Source organism: Thermosynechococcus sp. HN-54, assembly GCF_023650955.1.
In the GTDB taxonomy this organism is placed as follows: Bacteria; Cyanobacteriota; Cyanobacteriia; order Thermosynechococcales; family Thermosynechococcaceae; genus Thermosynechococcus.
Map to the genome: position 1 here is coordinate 1,556,665 of NZ_CP098039.1, position 21,589 is coordinate 1,578,253.

General features: G+C 54.1%; 21 protein-coding genes. 6 read left to right on the plus strand and 15 right to left on the minus strand.

Annotated features, from left to right (window positions below):
- The first annotated feature begins 163 nt into the window (after positions 1–163).
- Positions 164–1,498: a S41 family peptidase gene (locus tag NBE99_RS07545; protein WP_250681489.1), complete on the plus strand. Its 1,335-nt coding sequence runs from the start codon at positions 164–166 to the stop codon at positions 1,496–1,498.
- Positions 1,495–1,821 (plus strand): helix-turn-helix transcriptional regulator, encoded by a 327-nt coding sequence (locus tag NBE99_RS07550; protein WP_250681490.1) that lies wholly within the window; start codon positions 1,495–1,497, stop codon positions 1,819–1,821. The genes NBE99_RS07545 and NBE99_RS07550 overlap by 4 nt, the downstream gene beginning before the upstream one ends.
- On the opposite strand, the gene NBE99_RS07555 is transcribed toward NBE99_RS07550, so the two are convergent.
- From NBE99_RS07555 to NBE99_RS07610, 12 genes are all read right to left on the minus strand, one after another.
- A complete protein-coding gene (locus NBE99_RS07555) occupies positions 1,818–2,951 on the minus strand; it encodes a cob(I)yrinic acid a,c-diamide adenosyltransferase (protein WP_250681491.1) in 1,134 nt (377 codons plus the stop codon). The genes NBE99_RS07550 and NBE99_RS07555 overlap by 4 nt on opposite strands.
- Before the next feature lie 34 nt (positions 2,952–2,985).
- Entirely contained in the window at positions 2,986–3,165 is a 180-nt protein-coding gene (locus tag NBE99_RS07560; RefSeq protein WP_250681492.1) for a hypothetical protein, read from the minus strand.
- A gap of 12 nt (positions 3,166–3,177) precedes the next feature.
- Positions 3,178–3,900, minus strand: a complete 723-nt coding sequence (locus tag NBE99_RS07565; RefSeq protein ID WP_250681493.1) for a Stp1/IreP family PP2C-type Ser/Thr phosphatase — start codon at positions 3,898–3,900, stop codon at positions 3,178–3,180.
- Between the two features lie 24 nt (positions 3,901–3,924).
- Entirely contained in the window at positions 3,925–5,634 is a 1,710-nt protein-coding gene (locus tag NBE99_RS07570; RefSeq protein ID WP_250681494.1) for an AarF/ABC1/UbiB kinase family protein, read from the minus strand.
- Between the two features lie 68 nt (positions 5,635–5,702).
- On the minus strand, positions 5,703–6,929 hold the full coding sequence (locus NBE99_RS07575; protein WP_250681495.1) for an MFS transporter: 1,227 nt from the start codon (positions 6,927–6,929) through the stop codon (positions 5,703–5,705).
- Between the two features lie 49 nt (positions 6,930–6,978).
- On the minus strand, positions 6,979–9,615 hold the full coding sequence (mutS, locus tag NBE99_RS07580) for a DNA mismatch repair protein MutS (protein ID WP_250681496.1): 2,637 nt from the start codon (positions 9,613–9,615) through the stop codon (positions 6,979–6,981).
- Positions 9,616–9,692: 77 nt separating this feature from the next.
- The gene (locus tag NBE99_RS07585) at positions 9,693–10,025 is read right to left on the minus strand and encodes a hypothetical protein (RefSeq protein ID WP_250681497.1); all 333 of its coding nucleotides are present in this window, start codon (positions 10,023–10,025) and stop codon (positions 9,693–9,695) included.
- A 163-nt stretch (positions 10,026–10,188) separates the two neighbouring features.
- Positions 10,189–11,592: a PP2C family protein-serine/threonine phosphatase gene (locus NBE99_RS07590; protein WP_315897258.1), complete on the minus strand. Its 1,404-nt coding sequence runs from the start codon at positions 11,590–11,592 to the stop codon at positions 10,189–10,191.
- A gap of 91 nt (positions 11,593–11,683) precedes the next feature.
- Positions 11,684–12,985 (minus strand): MFS transporter, encoded by a 1,302-nt coding sequence (locus tag NBE99_RS07595; RefSeq protein ID WP_250681499.1) that lies wholly within the window; start codon positions 12,983–12,985, stop codon positions 11,684–11,686.
- Positions 12,982–13,821 (minus strand): DNA repair protein RecO, encoded by an 840-nt coding sequence (gene recO, locus NBE99_RS07600; RefSeq protein ID WP_250681500.1) that lies wholly within the window; start codon positions 13,819–13,821, stop codon positions 12,982–12,984. The genes NBE99_RS07595 and recO overlap by 4 nt, the downstream gene beginning before the upstream one ends.
- Before the next feature lie 65 nt (positions 13,822–13,886).
- On the minus strand, positions 13,887–14,618 hold the full coding sequence (locus NBE99_RS07605; protein WP_250681501.1) for a nucleotidyltransferase substrate binding protein: 732 nt from the start codon (positions 14,616–14,618) through the stop codon (positions 13,887–13,889).
- A 24-nt stretch (positions 14,619–14,642) separates the two neighbouring features.
- Positions 14,643–16,169 carry a UbiD family decarboxylase gene (locus NBE99_RS07610; protein WP_250681502.1) on the minus strand — a complete coding sequence of 509 codons (1,527 nt, stop codon included), beginning with the start codon at positions 16,167–16,169 and terminating at the stop codon, positions 14,643–14,645.
- A gap of 74 nt (positions 16,170–16,243) precedes the next feature.
- Between NBE99_RS07610 and lpxA the strand changes: the two genes are divergently transcribed.
- From lpxA to NBE99_RS07625, 3 genes are all read left to right on the plus strand, one after another.
- Entirely contained in the window at positions 16,244–17,047 is an 804-nt protein-coding gene (lpxA, locus tag NBE99_RS07615; RefSeq protein WP_250681503.1) for an acyl-ACP--UDP-N-acetylglucosamine O-acyltransferase, read from the plus strand.
- 100 nt (positions 17,048–17,147) lie between these two features.
- The gene (locus NBE99_RS07620) at positions 17,148–17,639 is read left to right on the plus strand and encodes a hypothetical protein (protein ID WP_250681504.1); all 492 of its coding nucleotides are present in this window, start codon (positions 17,148–17,150) and stop codon (positions 17,637–17,639) included.
- Between the two features lie 7 nt (positions 17,640–17,646).
- Positions 17,647–19,107, plus strand: a complete 1,461-nt coding sequence (locus NBE99_RS07625; RefSeq protein ID WP_250681505.1) for a serine/threonine-protein kinase — start codon at positions 17,647–17,649, stop codon at positions 19,105–19,107.
- A 7-nt stretch (positions 19,108–19,114) separates the two neighbouring features.
- Here the strand turns inward: NBE99_RS07625 and NBE99_RS07630 are convergent, their stop codons facing one another.
- Both NBE99_RS07630 and NBE99_RS07635 read right to left on the minus strand, forming a co-directional pair.
- On the minus strand, positions 19,115–19,813 hold the full coding sequence (locus tag NBE99_RS07630; RefSeq protein WP_250681506.1) for a DUF1995 family protein: 699 nt from the start codon (positions 19,811–19,813) through the stop codon (positions 19,115–19,117).
- Between the two features lie 5 nt (positions 19,814–19,818).
- Complete coding sequence (locus NBE99_RS07635) at positions 19,819–20,148, minus strand: Hpt domain-containing protein (RefSeq protein WP_250681507.1); 330 nt, start codon at positions 20,146–20,148, stop codon at positions 19,819–19,821.
- Positions 20,149–20,359: 211 nt separating this feature from the next.
- On the opposite strand from NBE99_RS07635, the gene argC reads away from it, so the two are divergent.
- A complete protein-coding gene (gene argC, locus NBE99_RS07640) occupies positions 20,360–21,412 on the plus strand; it encodes an N-acetyl-gamma-glutamyl-phosphate reductase (RefSeq protein WP_250681508.1) in 1,053 nt (350 codons plus the stop codon).
- A gap of 3 nt (positions 21,413–21,415) precedes the next feature.
- Here argC and NBE99_RS07645 read toward each other — a convergent pair whose 3' ends face one another.
- Positions 21,416–21,586 carry a hypothetical protein gene (locus tag NBE99_RS07645; protein WP_250681509.1) on the minus strand — a complete coding sequence of 57 codons (171 nt, stop codon included), beginning with the start codon at positions 21,584–21,586 and terminating at the stop codon, positions 21,416–21,418.
- Between the last annotated feature and the right edge of the window lie 3 nt (positions 21,587–21,589).

A 21,589-nucleotide genomic window follows, 5' to 3' on the forward strand; every position in this document is an offset into this window, starting at 1 on the left:
CCCATCTAGGTTCTCTAGGTGGGGTCTTGATTTTTAAGAAATGTTTAAGGGATGATTGGCTTTGGATAGGGGAGTGACATTCACTGGTCGTTGGGTCTATAGTGCATCAAATATCAGATCCAATTTATTGTTTATTGTCTCCCCTTGAAAGGTTTTTAGGGTTATGCCTCTATTCACTGGTCTGAAGGGTTTTCGGCACTGGGTGCTGGTGGGTTCCTCGGTAGTTACAGCGGTGCTAGCGACAGTGCTCCCTAGCTATGGACGAATGCAGGACAGCCCTAAGACTCTGGTGGATGAGGTATGGCAGATTGTGCAGCAGGAGTATGTGGATGAGTCGTTTAATCAGGTGGATTGGCTAGCGGTACGGCGGCAGTTGTTGGCACGGCGCTATACCTCACGAGAACAGGCCTACGCGGCAATTAAGGGCATGTTGCAGCGGTTGAATGATCCCTATACGCGCTTTATGACGCCAGAGGAGTTTGCGGCTTTGCGTACGCAAACCTCGGGAGAAGTCTCAGGGATCGGGATTCGCTTGACGGTGGATGAAAAGACGCAACAATTAATGATTTTGGAGCCGATAGAAAATTCACCGGCCACCCAAGCGGGAATTAAGGCGGGCGATCGCCTGCTGGCGATTGATGGTCAATCTACTCGGCGGATGTCGATTGAGGAAGCGTCGCGGCGGATTCGAGGGCAGGTGGGGACTCCCATTGAACTGCAGTTGTTTCGCCCCAATCGCGGTACCTTTCGCCTCACTCTGACACGGGCATTGATTGAACTCCCTGCGGTGCGATCGCTGGTTAAGGAGGAAGGCGGTGCACGTATTGGCTATATCTATCTGAGTGAATTTACTGCCCATGCAGCGGATCAGTTGCAAGCAGCCATTCGCAAGCTAGAGGCGGAGAAGGTGGAGGGGTTTGTTTTGGATTTGCGGGGGAATCCAGGGGGACTATTGCAGGCAGGCATTGATATTGCCCGCATGTGGTTGAATCAAGGTTTGATTGTGCGTACGGTCGATCGCAGTGGCCACAGTGAGCAGGCACGGGCGAATCAATCGGCATTGACGAATTTGCCCCTCGTGGTTTTGGTGGATCACCGCTCTGCTAGTAGTAGTGAAATTCTCACGGGAGCATTGCAGGATAATGGTCGTGCGATTGTGGTGGGCACGCCAACCTACGGTAAGGCCTTGGTACAATCCATTCATCAATTGAGTGATGGTTCAGGCTTGTCGGTGACGGTTGCCCATTACTACACGCCAAATGGCACGGATATTAACCGCACAGGGATTACGCCGAATGTAATGGTGACGCTGCCGCAAGAGGTAAGTACCAATCCCCGTTTGTGGACGACAGCAGTCGATCGCTTGTACCAAGCAGGAGTGGCTCAATTGCGCCAAGCCATTTATCGCAGTCAAGCGCCTAAACCCGTAAATACGGCTCGAACAGGGGAGCAGGAGCAGTTTCGCCAGCCCCTTGGTGCCCCTTGTCCGGTGCAATGATGGTTGCTTCAGAGATTCATCAGGAATACCCCGCTGAGATTCAATTGGCTTTCCATGCCCTTGGGGAGACGTTGCGGTTGAAGGTGATTGAGATTCTGCATCGGGAGGAGCTGTGTGTCTGTGATTTGTGCGATCGCTTGCACCTGACGCCTTCAAAGCTCTCGTTTCATCTGCGGGCACTGCGGCAAGCGAATCTTGTGCTCTCGCGTCAAGAGGGGCGGTGGGTCTATTACCGCTTAAATCGGCCTCAATTTGAGGTTTTAATTGCCTATTTGCAGCAGTTTACAGTGGGGGAAACGCTGCTAGCGCGCATCTGTTCCTAGAAATCGACGCCGCGCTTGAGATCAACGCCCTTCTCGGCATAGTGCTTGTGGCAGATCATCTCTGAATGGACACTGGCCAGTTCAAAGTAGGCGGGGGGGTATTTGCAGCGACCGGTAATAATAATTTCTGTTGTGCGCGGCTTGCGCAGGAGCGTTTGCACAATGGGTTCGACGGGCAGAAGTTCGAGGTCAACGGTGGGGTTGAGTTCATCGAGAATAATCGTTTTGTAAAGACCAGAGGCAATGGCAGCTCGGGCAATTTCCCAGCCCCGTTCGGCTTCAATGTAGTCAATTTCCTGCTGCTGACCGCGCCAGACAATGGCATCCCGACCACAGCGGTGGTGATCCACTAAATGGGGATAGCTCTCTTTGAGGGCAGCAATGGCAGCATCTTCGGTGTAGCCTTGTCCCCCCTTGAGCCACTGGAGAATGAGGACGCGGTGGGATTGATCGCGGCTAATCCCTTTGCCGATCGCCTGAAGGGCTTTACCGAGGGCACTGGTGGACTTGCCTTTGCCGTCACCGGTGTAAATTTCAATCCCCTCAATGCCCTGTTCTTGAGCCGTAGGATGCACAAGGGGACGCATCTCGGAGTGGAGATCGGCAATTTGTAGCAGTTGGGCAGGGGCACCGCGGCCAGTGGCAATAATTTCTAGGTGTTCGGGTTTGCGGCGGAGGGTGTTGACAACTTCATCGACAGGTAAAAGCCCTAAATCTAAGACAGGGTTGAGTTCATCTAAAACAATCACGGAATAAAGACCAGAGGCGATCGCCCCCTTGGCAATATCCCAGCCCCGCTGTGCCTCTTGGCGATCGAACTTGCTAATTTGCTCGGCGGTAAAGTATTCTGCCCGTCCAGTGCGCACCTGATCAATTAAATGAGGAAACCCCCGTTGCAGGGCTTCAATGGCGGCATCTTCGGCATAGACACGGCCGGGTCCTTTGAGAAAGCGCAACAAGAGCACCCGTGTTGGCCACGCAGAGGCAATGCCAAGGCCAATGGAGCGCAGAACGACCCCGAGAGCCGCTTGGGATTTTCCTTTACCGGCACCGTCATAGACGTGGAGTTGACCGCTCACCCGTCCAGGGCGAACCTGAGCCGTTTGAATGCCAATACCTGTGCGCGTCATAGGGGAGGAGATAAGGGAATCTAGAGGGATTGTATCAAGGGCTGGGTGACGTTTTCAGAACGACTGCCTCAACGGTCAGCTCGGTGGGGGTGAGGGCAGTAATCGCCCAGCGGAGGGGTTGGCCATGGTCTTGCAGAGCCTGTTCAATGGAGTCATGAAGAGGTTGGGGGAGGGGGTGTCGAGGCAGGGTGATGCGGATAAATTCCGTTTGCATAGGTTTTGGGGGTTAAACACTGATGACAATGACAGTGACATTGTCGCGTCCGCCATGGGTTTTGGCGGCATTCACAAGGGTAGCCGCCGCTTTTTTGACATTGGGTTCGCTGAGGTAGATGCTGATCACGTCATCGGTGAGTTCTTCGGTCAAGCCATCACTGCATAGCAGCAGGCGATCGCCCGGCTCTAGATCAATGGGTTGAATATCAATTTGGGTGAGGTCTTCGCGGCCTAGGCACTGGGAGAGGACATGGCGCCATGGATGTTGGCGTGCCTGCTCAATCGTCAAGCTCCCCAACTGCACGGCTTGGGCAATCCACGTGTGGTCGCTGGTAATTTGCTGGAGCTGATCTTTGCGCCAGCGGTAGATGCGGGAGTCCCCCACATGGGCACACCAAGCAGTCTGTCCGTTTTTGTCCATGAGAACCACTACAGCGGTGGTACCCATGTCAGCACGGGCGGTATTTTGGTGTTGTTGCTCAACAATGGCACGATTCGCTGCGAGAAAGGCTTGGCGGAGCAGGGTCACTGGATCATGCTGGAGGTCTTCGAGGTGGGTTTCTAGATATTCCTGAATATGTTCAACGGCCAAACGACTGGCCTCTTCGCCGCCGGCGTGTCCACCCATGCCATCCGCAACAATAAAAAAACGATGGTGCTTTTCGTCAATATAAAAAGCATCCTGATTGCTTTTGCGAATTAGACCACAGTCAGTTAAGCCGGCAACGTCCATGACCCCCCTGTCTTGGGCTGCTTGTTAAAACATTTTTTCATACTTATCGAGTTTAAGCATCAATCGCCAATAGAGGATGCCAAACCATACCGCTAATGCGGCTGCCACACCCGCTAAGAGGACATACTGGCTGACAAATAAAATTGTTGCCACTAAAGAAAAGCTGCCAATCAGAACAACATAATTCAAGCCGAGGTTAATGTTACTGAGGCGCCGCAGAATGCGATCACTTTCACTGGAGCGAACACGTAACCGTAAATCCCCATTCTCTAGTTTATCAAGAACCTCTTCAAGGCGACGGGGTAAGCCAATGGCAGTGCTACCCACTTGAGCGGCTTGACGACTCAGTTCAGAGAAAAGACTGCCATTACTCGAATCAGGAAAGTTTCCGTTGGTCATAAGTTCGGTCGCAAATGGTTGAGCAACTTGCATGAAGTTAAAGTCTTTGTCGAGTCCTTTGCCCACCCCTTCTAGGGTGGAAAATGCCCGCATCACAAACGTAAATGTGGCGGGAAAACGAAAGGGTTGGTCATAGGCAATTTCATAAAGGTCATCGCTAATTTGTGCTACGGATTGGGCCTCAAAGGATTGGCTCATGAAATTGTCAAGGAGATACTGGATTGAGCGCCGCACTGGCCCAAGGTCGCCTGTTGGCACCAACGCCCCTAACTCTACAAGGCACTGTACCACTTGTTCGGCATCGCGCTGGGCAATGCTTAAAAATGTTTTCAGCAATTTATCGCGGGTCACAGGTTGAATGCGCCCCATCATGCCAAAGTCGTAGAAAATCAGTTGGCCGTTGGGGCTGACAGCAATGTTGCCCGGATGGGGGTCAGCGTGGAAAAAACCATCGTTGAGGACTTGGTAGAGGTAGGCCTTGGCACCCAGTTCGGCAATGCGTTTGCGATCGAGGCCTGCCGCTTCGAGGGCTTCGTAGTGACTGATTTTAATGCCCGGTAGGTACTCAAGGGTGAGGACGCGCCGTGAGGTGTAGCGCCAATAGACGCGGGGAACACAGGCCCACTCGCGATCGCGAAAGTTGCGGCGGAAGGTGTCGGCATTGCGCCCTTCATTGAGGTAGTCGATTTCTTCGTAGAGAATACGGCAACACTCATCGTAGATGCCCATCCAGTCACGCCCTTGACCCCATTTGGGATGGTTTTGGAAGTATTGGGCAATGCCTTTGAGAATGGCCAGATCAATATCAAACAATTGCCGCAGGCCAGGGCGTTGCACTTTGACCACCACTTCTTCGCCCGAGCGGAGCTGCGCTTTGTGGACTTGACCCAGACTGGCGGCGGCCATGGGGATGGGGTCAAAACTGCGAAACAGCTCAGGGATGTGACGACCAAAGTCTTCGTAGATGATTTTTTCGACTAGCTCGTAACTAAAGGCAGGGACGCGATCTTGGAGCTTGCTCAGTTCTTCGACGTATTCACTGGGAAAGAGATCGGCGCGGGTGGAAAACAATTGCCCCAGTTTAATGAAGGTGGGACCAAGATCAAGGAAGGTTTCACGAATCCAAATGGCTTGGGCACGGCGGCGCGCTGCTCGTTTGGCATCGGTCATACCGCCCCAGTAGCTCCAAGACTGGGTGAGGAGCCAACGGCCAAAGAGAAACCGCCAGACAAAAAACCAAATGTCAAAGAAGCGCCGCGTTTTTGAGTAACGCTCGCGATTCCAACGGTAGGATTTGCCCGTGGGCGTCAAACTGGCCGAAACTGGTGTGGACACACGCTCTTCCCTAGTGGGTGATCTCAACAAATTGTAACGAATCCCTAACGATACCAAAGAATAATAGGCTACAGGGCATAGCGATCGCGCCCCATGCCAAGGGCAAAGCGCAGGGAATCCGGCAGACTTTTGCTACTGGCCGTCAAAAAGAAGGTCAGCCCCAAGAGGCTAAAGACGGCTGCGATGCGAAAGATCAGGCGATAGCCCAAAGGTTCAATCAGCCCCCCCAGCAGTGGCCCTGCCAAGGCCATTCCCAGATCAAAGCCCCCTAAACTGAGGCTGAGAACCCGGCCACGCTCATGGGGTGTAGAGCGATCGGCCATGAGGGCAGCCACCATGGGAATGAGGACGCCACCGGCAAGGCCTTCGAGTAGGGCAGCCCAGAGAACATCGAGGGGGGTTTGGGCTTGGGCAAGGAGCGCCATTGAGACGACGTAGCAGGCAAGGCTCGCGGAGATAAAAATGCCTCGTCCCCAGCGATCGGAGGCAGACCCCGTGGCCACCCGACCCATAAAGCTGGCGATCGCCGCCACGGAGTAAAACAGCCCTGCGGAAATGTTGAGCCGCTCAGCAGCAATAAATAGGGGAATAAAGGTGGCGATCGTGCCAAAGGTCAGCCCCACGCTCAGCATCACCAAGCTGGGAATCCGCAGCCGTTCTGAAAGCAAGAGCCGCCAAAAGAGGGTTTTCTCTGGGGGAGGCACTCCAGAGTCCTGTGGGATATTCACCGTCCGCACGCCTGCCGCAGCCATGAACCCAAGCGCAGCTAAGCTGCTGGCAACGGTGAAGACTGAGCCATGACTGTAGTTCATTTGCAGCCAACTGCCGAGACTCGGTCCAAGGGCAACCCCAATGGGATGCACAAGGCTGGTGTAGCCAATGATTTCGCCGCGATGCTCAGGTGGGGCAATATCCGTCACCAGTGCCATGTAGCCGGTGGTAAAACCAGCAATGCTCACGCCATGGAGAAGGCGCACCGCAACAAGGAGGGGTAGGTTGTGGCTAACGATATAAAACAGGGGAGCGATCGCCGCCATAGCGAAGCCAATAAGTAGTGTGATTTTGCGTCCCCGGCGATCGGCCAGAGGCCCTAACCACGAGCGGGAACCAATCAGCCCCACGGCAAAGGCACCCATGACAAATCCCACCTGATGGGGCGTGCCCCCTTTCTCAGCAATGTAGAGGGGTAACGTGGGCAACATTGCCGCAATGCTCGACCAAAATAAAAGGCCAGCCACGACGAGCCTCAACAGGGTTTGCTGCACGAATGGGGGTAATTTCAACAGGACAACCACGGATCCCCCTTGTTAACAAAACGTTACATTTTCTATTCTAGCCAAGGAATTAAAAGGGTAATTCTCCCTGATCAATTTCGGGAGTTTCTGTTTTCGTTTTCGGGGTGCCATTCATTTGGCTTTGGCGTAGCCCCACGGCAATTTTGCTGTGCTTCTCGATTTGGCGCATGACTTGCCGGGCACGTTGAATCACCGTGGGGGGCAATCCAGCGAGGCGACCTGCTTCAATGCCGTAGGAGCGATCGGCACCGCCAGGCTTGACTTGGTGTAGAAAAATAATCTCGTCGGGGAGTTCTTTGACCACCACTTGAAAGTTAGCCACATTGGGCAGCAGCGTTGCCAGTTGATTGAGTTCGTGGTAGTGGGTGGCAAAAATGGTGCGGGATTTGAGTGTGGTGGCAAGATATTCTGCCACTGACCAAGCGATCGCCAGCCCATCAAAGGTGGCCGTGCCGCGGCCAATTTCATCGAGGAGGACAAGGGAGCGATCGCCCGCATGGTTGAGGATATTGGCCGTCTCATTCATCTCCACCATAAAGGTGGATTGCCCCGTTGCCAGATCATCAACAGCTCCCACACGGGTAAAAATGCGATCGCAGACCCCCAAGGTGGCACTGGTGGCCGGCACATAACTGCCCATTTGCGCCAGCAGTTGAATCAAACCCACCTGCCGTAGATAACAACTTTTGCCACTGGCATTAGGACCGGTGAGCACCATCAGATCAGCACCAGTACCGAGTTCTGTATCGTTGGGAACGAAAAAACCCGCTGGTAGCATCTGCTCCACGACAGGGTGACGCCCCGCGCGAATGCAAAGCTGGCGATCGCTCGTCATCTGAGGGCGACAATAGCCCTGATACAGCGCCACCTCTGCTAGGCCCAAGAGGGCATCTACTGCCGCCACTGCTGCCGCAATCTCACGAATTGTTGAAGCCTGAGCGGCCACCTGCTCCCGCAACTGAACAAAGTACTGGTACTCCAGCTCAAAAAGATGGCTTTGAGCCGCCAATAACCGCGCTTCCCGTTCCTTGAGTTCAGCGGTAATAAAGCGTTCCTCGTTGGTGAGGGTTTGTTTGCGGATATAGTCACCGGGCACTTGGTTGAGCTTGGCACGGGAGACACTGAGGTAATAGCCAAAGACCTTTGTATAGCCCACTTTCAGTGTTGTAATACCGGTGCGTTCCCGTTCTTGGGCCTCTAAGTTCAGAATCCACTGTTGATCCTGCTCGATTTGTTGACGTTGCTGATCCAGTTCGGGATAGGCACCGGGGCGTAGAATCCCCCCTTCCGTAAGACTAATGGGGGGTTGATCCACAAGGGCAGCACTGAGGGTGTCTGCCAATTGCTCAATCACGGGGGGAAGTTGGGCTAGCGCTTGCAGATAGGGAGATGTAGTGTGGGCAACCACGGGTGCTAAGGAGACCAACGTGCGGCAGGAGTCCCGTAGAGCAGCTAAATCCCGTGCATTGGCCGTTCCAGATCCAGCGCGACCCGCCAAGCGTTCAAGGTCATAAATTTCCTGAAGATGGCGATGCAGGCTCTGGCGCAGGCTACTATTGGCCATCAATTCGGCAATGGCATCTTGGCGAGCATTAATTTGTTCAATGTCCAACAGCGGTTGCAGCAGCCAACGGCGGAGGAGGCGTCCTCCCATGGCGGTTGTGGTACGATCGATCGCCCACAGGAGGGAGCCTTGAAAGCTACCATCGCGGATGGTTTGGGTCAGTTCCAGATTGCGACGGGTTTGCGGATCAAGGAAAAGATACTGTTGCAGTGAATAGGTACTGAGGTTTTGTAGGGGGACTGGCCGTTGGCGGTGGGTTTCATCCAAGTAGGCCAAGAGGCCACCCGCAGCGCGCATGGCAAGGGGTAGATGTTCACAGCCAAAGCCTTCAAGGGATTTGACCTGAAAGCGTTGACAGAGGCGTTGGCGTGCTTCGGCCGCTTGAAAGTCTTGGGGCGATCGCAGGGTGTAGCACCATTGCAGCGGCAATTCAGGGGGCAATTGATCCTTGGCTTCGCCGGGGCGCAGAACGCGATTAATGTCGGGGGCTTCACTGGGAAGCAGAACCTCTGCGGGTTGTAAGCGATTAAGTTCAGCAATTAGCTCAGCGCGATCGCTCCCTTGGGTCGTACAAAACTCGCCCGTCGAAACATCGGCGTAGGCCAATCCCCAATGTTGGCCAGAAAGCAGAACGGCGGCTAAAAAATTATTGCGGCGCGGTTGGAGCAGCTCGGTATCTAAGACCGTTCCCGGTGTAAAGACTTGGGTGACTTCCCGCTTCACCAATCCTTGGGCTTGGGCAGGGTCTTCCACTTGATCACAGATGGCAATGGCATAGCCCTTTTCAATCAGGGTGCGGCAGTAGCGTTCAAGGGCATGGTGGGGAATACCGGCCATGGCCACTCGTCCCACTTCTTTGCCGCCTTCTTTGCCGGTGAGTACCAGTTCCAGCTCGCGAGCCACGGTGCAGGCATCTTGGAAAAAAGTTTCGTAGAAATCTCCCACCCGATAAAGAAGCAGCGCTTGGGGGTAGGCATCTTTGAGTTCGGCATAGTGCTGAAGCATGGGGGTCAAGAGCGATCGCTCCACCTCATCGTGGCGCACCTGTAGGCCGGGGTTGCGTCCTAAGCGCAGGGCAGGGGACTCAGTCTCAGAATGGGGCAGCGGGCGATCGTCGGACATAGCAACGTCACAACTTCCTGTGGGGTGCTCCAAGGGGGGTTTTATATTATAGTTTTCCCTATCGTGGAGTAGAGCGCCTAATACTCATCCCCTGTGGTCTCCATAAAAAGCCACTCTGCCAAGCCGGGACTATTTTCTCCTAAAATTGCGATGGCCTCCTGAAAACGACTGCGCTGAACATTGGCCCTGCTGATGCGTTCTGGGTACGTGGTCATCAAGAGGTAGGGTTGGCTGTCGCGGGATTGGATAAAGGTTTCCACACCAGACACCAATGGATGCATCTCAAAAAAATGATGGAGTGCCATGGCTTGCTCAAGGGTTTCGGCTTCAACAAAGCCGAGATGACGGGTTAGAGTATCCCAAATGGCATCATCATCGCATCGGAAACTTACCTCAACGAAATAGCGCATCCCCGCCTCACACACACCTGCGGCTATCTTAACCGCTTTTATTGATTTCATTGTCATGACGTTGGGGTCGTTCCCTCGAATGAGAGAGGAGGCAGCAACTGTTCAGTCCTTGCGAAAAGGGCTGTTGGCTTAATGGGGTCACTCAAGAGAGGAACGGGATTGCCTACTGGTCAATCACCCGCAGAATCACCAGCGTCATATCGTCGCTGCGCCGTCCATTGGCATTGGTAAAGGCATCAACGGCATCAAAGATGTAATCTAATAAAGCTTGGGCGCCTAAACCTTTGGCACAACCCTCTTTGACAACCGCTGCTAGGTGCTCTTCCTCAAAGCGTTTACCTTTGGGATTATCCGCTTCTGTAATGCCATCGGTGTAATAAACCACAGTGTCGCCGGGTTGCAGTCGCACTTCCGCTTCTTGATATTGGCTGCGGGTATCTAGACCAATGAGCATGCCGTAGGTGTCTAGCCGATGGATAATCCCCGTTTCCGCCCGCCACAGCAGTGGGGGAAGGTGAGCAGCATTACTGTAGGCCAGTAGCCGCGTCTGGGGATTGTACTCTGAGTAAAAAAGGGTAACAAAGCGATGGGAGCTTTCTAAATCTGGTTGCATCGCCCGGTTGAGGTGCTGCAAAATGCGGCTAGGACGGTGACCATTGAGGGCTTCTGCCCGCAGCATCCCGCGGGTCATGGTCATGATCAGTCCGGCAGGTACCCCTTTACCCATGACATCCCCAATGGCGATGCCCCAACGTCCTTGTTCAATCTCTTTTTGATCACCGAGGCCATAGGTAATGGGGATAAAGTCATAGTAGTCCCCCCCAACCCAACTGGCGGTGCGACACTCTGCGGCTAGCTCTAATCCATGAATTTTGGGACAGCGGTGGGGCAAGAGTCGCCGTTGAATTTCCGCACCAATTTCTAGTTCCCGATCCAACCGCTGGCGATCGCGCAACTTTAAGGCCAATTCATCATTGGCAATGGCCACTGCAGTTTGATCCGCAATCACCTGCAAGAGTTGCTGCCGCGTTTCGTTCCACTCATACTCCGGTTGCTGACTAAAAACGTATAAGCGTCCGCGTTCCGTGAGGATAGAGTCCTTAACTAGAATGGCTGTGCCGTAAAATTGAATGCCTTGGGGGAGACGTTCGCGCAGTTGCTGATCCAAGAGTTGTTCAAGGCGGGGACGGCTGAACTCGCGATTACTCTCCGCATCGATTGCCACCATACCGAAGCTATTGGCAAGGGTGCGGGTTGCCGTTTCTAGGGCAGCACGAATATTGGGACACTGATCCCTCGCGTGACAATGGAGTTGTTCAAGGCGGGCTTGACCATCAGCGCGAAACAAGACCAAAGCCGCTGCCTCCGCCTCTGTAACCCGACAGGTAATGAGCGGGATCAGTTCAAAAAATTGATTCAGGTTGTTGAAACTCCGCAGCGCAAAGCTGAGGGATGCCAATAGCTCCTGAATTTTACTGTTTTCCCGCTGTAACCGCGATACCATTTCCTTGAGGGCGATCACGGGGCTAGAAGAAGTCATAGAGGATGGGGGGACAGCAGGTGACATGGTCAGTTACGCCAGCAAAAGCGTCAATTGACTCTACAGCGTAGCGCAAAAAACGTCAAGATGAAAGGATTTAAGATTTTTTATCGAACTTTCAAAGAAGAACGCCGGTCGTCATGCCATGGCGATGGCTGAGGGTCATGAGTGTCCCGCCGAGAGCGATCGCCCCCCCCAAACCAATGAGCACTGGCTGTAGCCCCCACCACGTCTCCGCTAAACCCGCCACTGCCAAGGGCACACTGAGGGCAATATTCACGAGGTTATTTTGCAGGCCAAAAATGGTGCCCCGCTGTTCTGGCGGCGTCATCAGTTGAATTAAGGTTTGCATGGGAATCGCCACAAAGGCCGCAAAAAAACCCAACCCCACGATGTAGCCCATACTCCAAGCCAAAGAATTAAGACTTAGGGACAGACCAAGAAACATTACTCCCATGCCCCAACAGCCCAGCAAACCCGCCCAGCCATAGGAAAAGCGCTTACCCACAGTATTCAACAGCAGTGCCCCTAGCCCCAGTCCTGTTGCAGCGGCAGCCAAGAGAAACCCAAATTGATCCGTATCAAGGGTTGGTAAGACTTCCGCAAGGCGCACCACCAAAACAGACATCGCTGCCACAATGGCAAAGAGTAGAATGAGTTGCAGCAGCGCAAAACGCAGGGCTGGATATTCCTGCAACAGACAAAGTCCTTGGCGGAGTTCTTGCCACATTTGGCGATAGTGGCTTGGCGGCAGATGGCACTGATCCGGTGGCCGCAGGAGCATGAGTAGTAGCGCTGCCCCGGCATAGCAGGCACTGACAAAGACAGCCCCACCCCACTGTGAGTGCCAGTGGCTCGCGAGATTCAGGAGCGGCTCACCGGCAGCGAAACCTACCACGAGAGCAGCCATCATTGTCAGGGTGTAGAGGGAGTTGGCAGACATCAGATGGGACTTATCCACCAGCAGAGGAATAGCTGCTTGTTCTGCGGGGGCAAAAAACTGAGTTAAACAGGAAATCGTAAACGTAATCAACAACAGCGCCATAAAGCCAAACCATTGCCCAGCGCCAAGGAGAATCGTGATCGGGATCCCTAAGACAAGGAGGGCACGGTAGAGGTTGGTGACAATGAGCACCTGTTTTTTTGACCACCGATCCACAAGCACCCCCGCCACCGATCCGAGGAGAATGGCCGGAATCGTAAAGGCCACCATGATTGCTGACACCCAACCACTAATGCTCTGGTTTGCCGCTTGGAAAAACTCCGTAGTGAGGGCAATCACAAATACAAGGTAAATTTTGTCGGCCAACTGAGAACAGACTTGCGCCAACCAGAGGGCAATAAAATTGCGGTTTTGCCACAGGGGGGGCACTGGCGGTAGGGGCAGATCCAAGCGAATGTCTTGCTGCTCAAGGGTCATGGCTGGGACACCGCAACAGGTGAAAAACAACTATCAAGGAGGGGGGGCACCCGCAGCGTTTGCTCAAGGTGAAATTGCAGGTACTGGCGTAACACCCGCTCAAGGGACAGCCAAACACTGAGGGGATAGGTTTCAGCTTGAGTGAGAAATTCGTCCCGTGCCAAGGCTTGAGTAGTAGTCATTGCTAGCCATTGTCCCAGACGGACTTCACTAGCCGTCAGTTGGCGATCGCCCCCTGAAAACAATCCAGCAAGAGCATTGTCGGGACACTGCTCAGTAAGGGTAAAAACGCCTCCCCTAGCAAAACTAAAGCCCAACCGCCAGTCGGTATCGGCCGCCGGGACAGCAATTTGGCAGCCACTTTCATGGCACTGGTACCATTCTGGAGCAATGCCCCCCAATCGCAAGATGCCACAGAGGCCGCGCACCAATAGCGCTAGGGCAGCGCGACTCGAAACCCCTTGAAGCTGATCTAAGGTGATGCAGAGCCAATCAAAGAGATCCGGCTGAGGTTGCTGCGGATGGATTTGGTAGAGCACGACTTCACCGAGATATTGGGCAGCAGTTAGGGTGATCAAATGACTGCTGAGGCCTTGGTAGGTTGCCACTGTTTCTGCTTGGAGGATGCGATCCAGATTGCGCCCGGGACTAATAAAGAGGTCATTGACGACAAACAAATCCACCCGTCCGCCCAGTTTCGAGCGGGAGCCACGGCTATGGGGGGCGACTAACTTCAACAGCCCGCGATCGCGACTAAAGACACTGAGCAGGCGATCGCTTTCCCCCAGAGGCATGGCCTTGAGGTTAATGCCAATTGTGCGGTAGGTGCGAGCCATCCCAAGTATCCAGACAATAGTGGCAGATGAGTTAGCCTATCTTTTAGCCTATCGCGGCCAGTCCCCTAAACAGTGATCAACTTGTTGCGGGCAAACCATTCCACCCCATGTTGGTTAATCTCTTCCCGCAGGGCTGCATTCTCAATGCTGTGATAAACGAGGAGATCCACCCGTTGGGCAATGGGCAGTTCGGCGATCGCCTCGGCAAGGGCAGCTTGATCACTGAGGGTGAGGTTCTCGCCAAAGAGGGCAATATCGATATCTGAAGTTGTTTTGAAGGTACCGATCGCCCATGAGCCAAAGAGGACGATTCGTTCTACCTTCGGATTGGCCGCAAGGGTGTCAATGATAGCTTTGCGTTTTTCTGGCGTGAGTCCATCCGTCATTGTTGATATTTTTCCTGCAAGCAGTTGTACAGTCTCCGAAAAACAGGGGTAAGCCTGTGTTTGATCAGTCGTTCCGCCTCTTTTGCCGTTTGCTTTTCGTAGGTGTGGCTTAGATAAATTGCGCTTCGCCAAGGCATCTAGCAGTGTCTCCGTGTCTTCCTCAGTGAGATAGCCCGTCTCAAAGGCCTTGCGAATAGCCTCTCTGGGAGTTTTCACATCCACTCCCTCGTAGAAAAGAAGGTCTTTCAGTGTTTTCCACGCTAGTTCAAGGGTAAACTCAAACATTTGCACCAGACCCGCTCGCTCTAGTTCCGAATACTCTTCCTGAACAGAGGCAGTTTCTAAGCGGATTAAGGCGCGGCCAAAGTTCTGCAACCGCTGTTGCCAACGCATCCCATCTCTATTTGTCATGTTTGCAAACTGCTATTTCTCCGATTATCGCCAACGAAAGGCTGGGTCTAGCTCATAGCCAAACCGCGTCGCATCGACCGTCGTTAAGTCAATATCGCCAAGACCATATTCCTGCCAGCGTTCTGTGACTCGCCGTGCCACCTCCGGATCAGAGGTGAGGGGATCACCCCAAGGATGGTCTGTTTCTGGAGGAATTTTTGTCGTGGCATCAATGCCCATGCGTCCCCCAAGGCCGATTTTTTCGCTGGCAAAGTCAAGGGAGTCAAAGGGGGTATCCGCCAAAATAAACACATCGCGGCTGGGATCTACTTTGGAGCTAATCGCCCACACCACCTGCCGCGGGTCGCGGATATTGATTTCTTTGTCCACGACAATCACGAACTTGGTATAGGTAAACTGGGGCAGGGCACTCCAGAAGGCGAGGGCAGCGCGGCGGGCTTGGCCAGGATAGGCTTTGTCAATGGAAATAATCGCCGCCTTATAACTGAGGGCTTCCATGGGCAAAAAGAAGTCCACAATCTCCGGTACCTGCTGCCGCAAAATGGGTGTGTAAATGCGGTTGAGGGCAAGGGCAATCATGGCCTCTTCCTTGGGTGGGCGGCCACTAAAGGTTGTCAGGTAAATGGGATTGCGGCGATGGGTGAGGCAGTGGAAATGAACGACGGGGGAGTCTTCCACGCCACCGTAATAGCCCATGTGATCGCCACAGGGGCCATCGGGTAGGACTTCACCGGGGGTAATGGTGCCCTCAAGAACAAATTCCGAGTGGGCAGGCACCTCCAAATCAACAGTTTTGCACTTGGCCAAATGGATGCCCCCACCGCCATAAAGCCCGGCAAAGAGCCACTCCGACAAATCCACAGGAATCGGCGTTGCCGCTGCCATGATGATCAAAGGATGCACCCCCAAGGCCACAGCCACTTCTAGCTTCTTGCCGCGGGCAGCCGCTTTACGGAGATGGCGTGCCCCTCCCCGCACTGAGAGCCAATGTACGGTCATGGTGGTTGGAGATTGTAGTTGCAAGCGGTAAACGCCCACGTTGGGAATGCCCGTCTCACAGTCTTTGGTAATCACCAGACCAAGGGTCATAATTTTGCCCGCATCTTTGGGGTAGGGGCGAATGAGGGGCAGTTGCCGTAGATCTAAATCGGGGGCTTTGATGACCACCTGCTGACAGGGGGGCAAGAGATCGCGGCTTGGCTTGGCACGGACAACATCAAAGAGAATTTTGCCGAAATCAAGGGCTTGGCTCAGGGTTTTAGGTGGCTTCGGTTGTTGTAGCTTAGCCAACTTTTCACCGAGGGTTTCCAGTTCTAAGGGGTGGTCCATGTTCATGGCCCAGCACACCCGCTCTAGCGTTCCCAAGAGATTAATCGCCACGGGATAGGGGGAACCAATGACGTTCTCAAACAGCAATGCGGGGCCGCCTGCGGTCAATAGGCGGTTGCAAATCTCTGCCATCTCCAGATCGGGATCAACAGGTACGGTGATGCGTCGCAGTTGTTGCCGCTGCTCTAGAAGCTGGAGATATTGCCGCAAGTCATTCGTCATGGGGGATCAAAATCGCGTCGTCTCTTTATATGTTTTTATGTTAAGAAGGTTTTAGCCCATCGTGCAGGAATTTCATGGCGGTTCATCCCACGGCGGTAGTTGAGACCGGCGCTCGCATCAGCGAGGATGTGGAAATTGGTCCTTTTTGCTATGTGGCAGCAACGGTGGAGATAGGACGGGGGACGCAGTTGGCTCCCCATGTCACGCTCTTGGGATATACCCGCCTTGGCGAGAACTGTAGGGTTCATAGTGGAGCAGTCATTGGTGATCTCCCTCAAGATGTGGCCTATCAGGGGGCGATTAGCTATGTCCACATTGGCGATCGCTGTACGCTGCGCGAGGGGGTGACGATTCACCGCGGGACGCAACCAGAGACGGTGACCCATGTGGGGCATGATTGTTTGCTGATGGCTCATAGTCATTTAGGTCACAATGTTTATGTGGGAAACCATGTCACGATCGCCAACAATACGTTGATTGCCGGTTATGCCCATGTGGGCGATCGCGCTTTCATCAGCGGTAACTGTCTTGTGCATCAATTTACGCGCATTGGGCGCTTGGCCATGCTCTCTGGGGGAACAGCCATTCAAAAAGATGTGCCGCCCTTTTGTATGACTCGCAGCCTGAGTACCAACACAATCATGGGCTTAAATGTGGTGGGATTACGGCGCGCCGGCTTTTCAGCGCAAGACCGCCAACTCCTCAAAAAAGCCTTGGATACCCTTTACCGCTCGCAATTAACCACCTCCCAAGCTGTTCAGCACCTGCGGGAACACTTTGCGCATCCCCTGATTCAAGAGTTTTGCGATTTTATCAGTGCCTCAGAGCGGGGCATTTGTCATTTTGTGCGGCGGGGAGAGGGCGGTGATCTGTCCTGAGGAGGGAGCAACTTTTCGGGTACGATCGCCCAACAGAATCTTGCCCCTGTTCCCCATGGCTGAAGTGCTGTTACTATCCCTCCTGAGTGGAAGCCTCGGTGTGTCAGCACTGCTTTACTATCAGTGGTGGGGCTGGCAAAAACAAGTCACTGAACAACACAAGGAAGAAGAGGAACAGTTGACAACGTACCCCTCAAAACAAGACCCGCATCAGGTGTCCCCCAAACTTGGCGGCTGGGAATTCAAAATCCTGCGATCGCGCCGCAACCAATTTCATGATCCCGATGTCCTGCGCAAAGTCTGCCAAGAGGAAGCCCAAGGGGGGTGGATTTTATTTGAGAAGCTCGACGATCGCCGATTGCGCTTTAAGCGACCCATGGCACTCAGGGAAAAAATCAAGCCTAGTCCCAAATATGACCCTTACCGTAGCTACTATGGACCTCGGTTTGAATGGGAATCTTTGTTGTCCGTGATACTCTTGATGATGATGGCAACCTTACCTGCATATTTGGGCTATCGTTTGGTGATTCTCAGTCAACGGTCAGCCCCGCTGCCAACGCCACCTACTCCTTCTTCGCCGTTGCGTCCCTAAGGTGCCTATGTCCTCCCTCAGTCTACTTAGTGTGGGCACAACCCTCCAAGGGGGAAAGTATCGCCTTGATGCCCTTTTGAGTCAGGGGGGCTTTGGTGTCACCTATCGCGCAACCCACACACTCCTCCATCAGCCGGTGGTGCTCAAGACGTTGAACCTCCAACAGGAACCCCCCAAGCGAATTCACGACCTAGGGGAGCGGTTTATCCAAGAAGCCCAACGCCTTGCCCAGTTTAATCATCCCCACATTGTGCGTGTCAGTGATTGCTTTATTGAGGGAGGGCGTCCCTTTATTGTCATGGACTATATCCCCGGACGCACCCTTGCCCAGGTGATCCAAGAGGAAGGTCCCCTGCCGGAAAAAACAGCTCTTCACTATATCCGCCAAGTGGCCAGTGCCCTTGAATTGGTACATGAGCATGGACTGCTACACCGCGATGTCAAGCCCGATAACATCATGCTCAGAGACAGTACCGATCAAGTGGTACTGATTGACTTTGGCATTGCCCGTGAGTACACCACCGGCGTGACAGAGACGAATACGGGGCTACTCTCCGCTGGTTATGCGCCCGTTGAGCAGTATTTGCCCCGCCACCAATGGACGCCGGCAACCGATGTCTATGCCTTGGCGGCAACGCTTTATGCCCTGTTGGCTGGACGTCCTCCTGTAGCCTCAATATTGCGCGATCGCGTGCCTCTCGAGGATTTACGACAGTTTCAGCCCAATCTTAGCCAACGCACCATTGATGCCATTGAAGCAGGAATGGCTTTAGATGTCCGTGAGCGTCCACAAACCGTGCGGTCTTGGCTGCAACTGGTCATGGGGCAGTCCGTGGCGCGTCAAACCACAGCAACCGTAGCGGTGATGCCGCAGCACCGAGCCACTATCTTGGCAAATACTCAACCGGAGGGGACAGCCGTCGTTGCTCCCCCCAAACAACGTAATTTTTCGCCGTGGCTATGGCTGTTGGGAACGGCAATCTTTGGCAGCTTAGCAGGCATTGGCCTAGGGCTATTTCTACGCAATCAACCCGTGGACACAGTCACCCCTCGCCCCCCACGCCCTCAGGAACAGGAATTTCCACCCACCCTGCCGACCATCGTGCCACCCGTAGAGGTGACGCCCACCCCCACCCCGACACCAACGCCAGAGCCGAAACCCACCCCTACAGAACCGACGCCCACCCCAGAGCCGACGGAAACGCCTACCCCAGAGCCGACGAAAACTCCCACCCCTAGCCCGAGTCCTGAGGAAGCATCCCCAGAGCCAACGCCGATTCCTCCTCCATCTCTATCTCCAAAACCGCCAAAGTCCCCAAAGCCCCCAAGGAGCGCAGAGCCTCCCGTCGCCCCCCCCACCACCGTTGAGTCATCTCCACCGACACCTGTGCCCTCACCGACACCAACAGACACAATCCCCGAGGTGTCACCCCCGCCAACAAGTAACACTGAACCGGCCATCCCTTAGGGATTGGCTAATTCTGAAGTGCTCGCAAAAAGGCACCTAAGCGACTAAACACTCCCCGACCACGGGGTTTCCCTTGGGGCGTCAGGACACGCTCAATCTCTTCGCCACTGGGGCGTTGGTCAAATTCCCCTAGACAGGTGGGCGTTGCTTCGCTATATTGCCAAATTTGCCATGGCTGAGGATAACAGCGCCAGAGAATGAGGGTTTCTGCTAAGGGACGAAGGTAATAGCAGGGTTCAAGGGTGTTCAGAAATCGCTCCCGTAACCGCCGACCAGCGTACCCAATACCCACGACGGCCACATCCTGAAGCCTTGGGTTTAAAAGGATAAAGGGGCGATCGCCAGCAGTTTCACACATCTGCTCAATAGTATTGACTTCTACAGGGGTTGGGGCAACGATGACAATGGCGCGATCGCTCGCTGTAATGGGTGTCAGTAGTTCATTGACGCCCCGCACACTATAGGTGGTTTCACCCCATTCGCGACGGGCAAGGGCGGCAGATCCAGCATCGGCAAAAAAGACCTTGAGATCAGAACCGAGTTCCGCAAAGAGAGGAAGGTAGCCAGCGGCAAAGGCCATCACATTGAGATCGGGCAACAGGATCTCGATTTGCAGGCGATTTTTACCCTCTTGCAGCGCAGCTTGGGTGGCCTGCTGAGCTTGGATCAGAGCAGTCTCCAGACTATCGGGGGGCAGGATCGACATGGGTCTTAAGCGGAGACCTCACTGGCAACGGTGGCAAACAGGCGTTGTAGCTCCTCCACTAGGGTTTTCGCTTGGGCGAGCGTTTCCGGGGTTGTGGATTGTTCCAGTTGCGCGGCTACGCTTTGCATGGCACTAATGCCGACGTTACCACTTGCCCCCTTGAGATGGTGGGCGTCCCGCTTGATTTGATCAACGTTTCCTTGATTGACCGCTTCCGCCAATGCCTCTAAGCGCTGCTGGGCATCCTCAACGAAGGTTTGCAGCAGTTCCAACTCAAACTCGCGATCGCCCCCCGAAAGGGCAGCCAAGTAGTCCCAGTCAATTGGCGATGTCATCGATTCACAATTCCCCACAGGTTACTCGTCGTTATTTTAGCCTGTACCAGCCAAGGCGGTTCAAGGGTTAGGAGAGGAAACCCAAGGTTAGATTTGTAATAATTCTTAACTTTATCACCCTAGTTTGCCCCCTTGGCGAAACGATGGATTCGATGGCACTATCGCAGTGGTGAGGCCAGCAACAGCGGCAATATCGCAATATCGAGGAACTATGGGCGATCGCGTGACGGTAGGGATTGTCGGTGCCTCTGGCTATGGGGGCATTCAGTTGGTGCGCTTACTGCTTGAGCATCCGCAAGTGGAGATTGTGTACCTCGGTGGTGAAGGCAGTGCCGGTCGCCCCTACACGGAACTGTACCCCCATTTGCAAGGCCGCGTGAATCTCACGGTTGAACCGGTCTCTGTGGAGGTGATTAGCGATCGCGCCCAAGTGGTCTTTCTCTCGCTGCCCAATGGCATTGCCTGTAAACTCGCCCCCCAACTGCTTGAACGGGGCTGTAAAGTCTTGGACTTGTCGGCGGACTATCGCTTTCAGGATTTGAAAACCTACACCCAGTGGTACGGTGAACCAAGGGAGGATAGTGCCACGGCTCAAAAGGCGGTGTATGGGTTGCCAGAACTCTATCGCGATCGCATTGCTACGAGTTCTCTGATTGGCTGTCCGGGGTGTTATCCCACCGCCAGTTTGTTGGCGCTAGCACCGCTGATGAAGCAAGGCCTGATTGAACCGAATACCGCCATTATTGATGCCAAGTCGGGTACGTCTGGTGGGGGGCGTCAAGGCAAAATCAATCTCCTGCTTGCGGAAGCCGACAACTCCCTTGCGGCCTACAATGTTGCGCGACATCGCCATACCCCAGAAATTGAAGCCATTTGTAGCGAATTGGCCGGTCAAAGCGTTCTTGTGCAGTTTACGCCCCACCTAGTTCCCATGCCGCGAGGGATTTTGGCCACTGTCTATGCCACCCTCCGAGATCCGGGTCTTGTGCGCGAGGATTTGATTACCATTTACCAAGCCTTTTATCGCCATTCTCCGTGGGTCAATATCCTACCCCCTGGCCTCTATCCCCAAACCAAATGGGCGTGGGGCACAAATGCCTGCTTCATTGGCATCGAGGTGGATGAGCGCACGGGGCGCGTTATTGTTATGTCTGCGATTGATAACCTGATGAAGGGACAGGCCTCCCAAGCCGTGCAGTGCTTGAATCTAATGATGGGCTGGCCAGAAACGCTGGGCTTACCCCAAGTCGCTTTTTACCCCTAGGATTTAAGTCTCGTCGCGTTCCACCAAAGGCAGGCGATCGCCCCGCAACAGCTCAGTACTGCTTGCACTCAAAGACAACCCCAGCTGCCACAGTCCCTGCCCGAAGCACAAAACGCCCAAAAAGGGAGCAGTACTCAAGCTTAACAACAGGGTCATGAGTGTCAAGCGAGACATCTG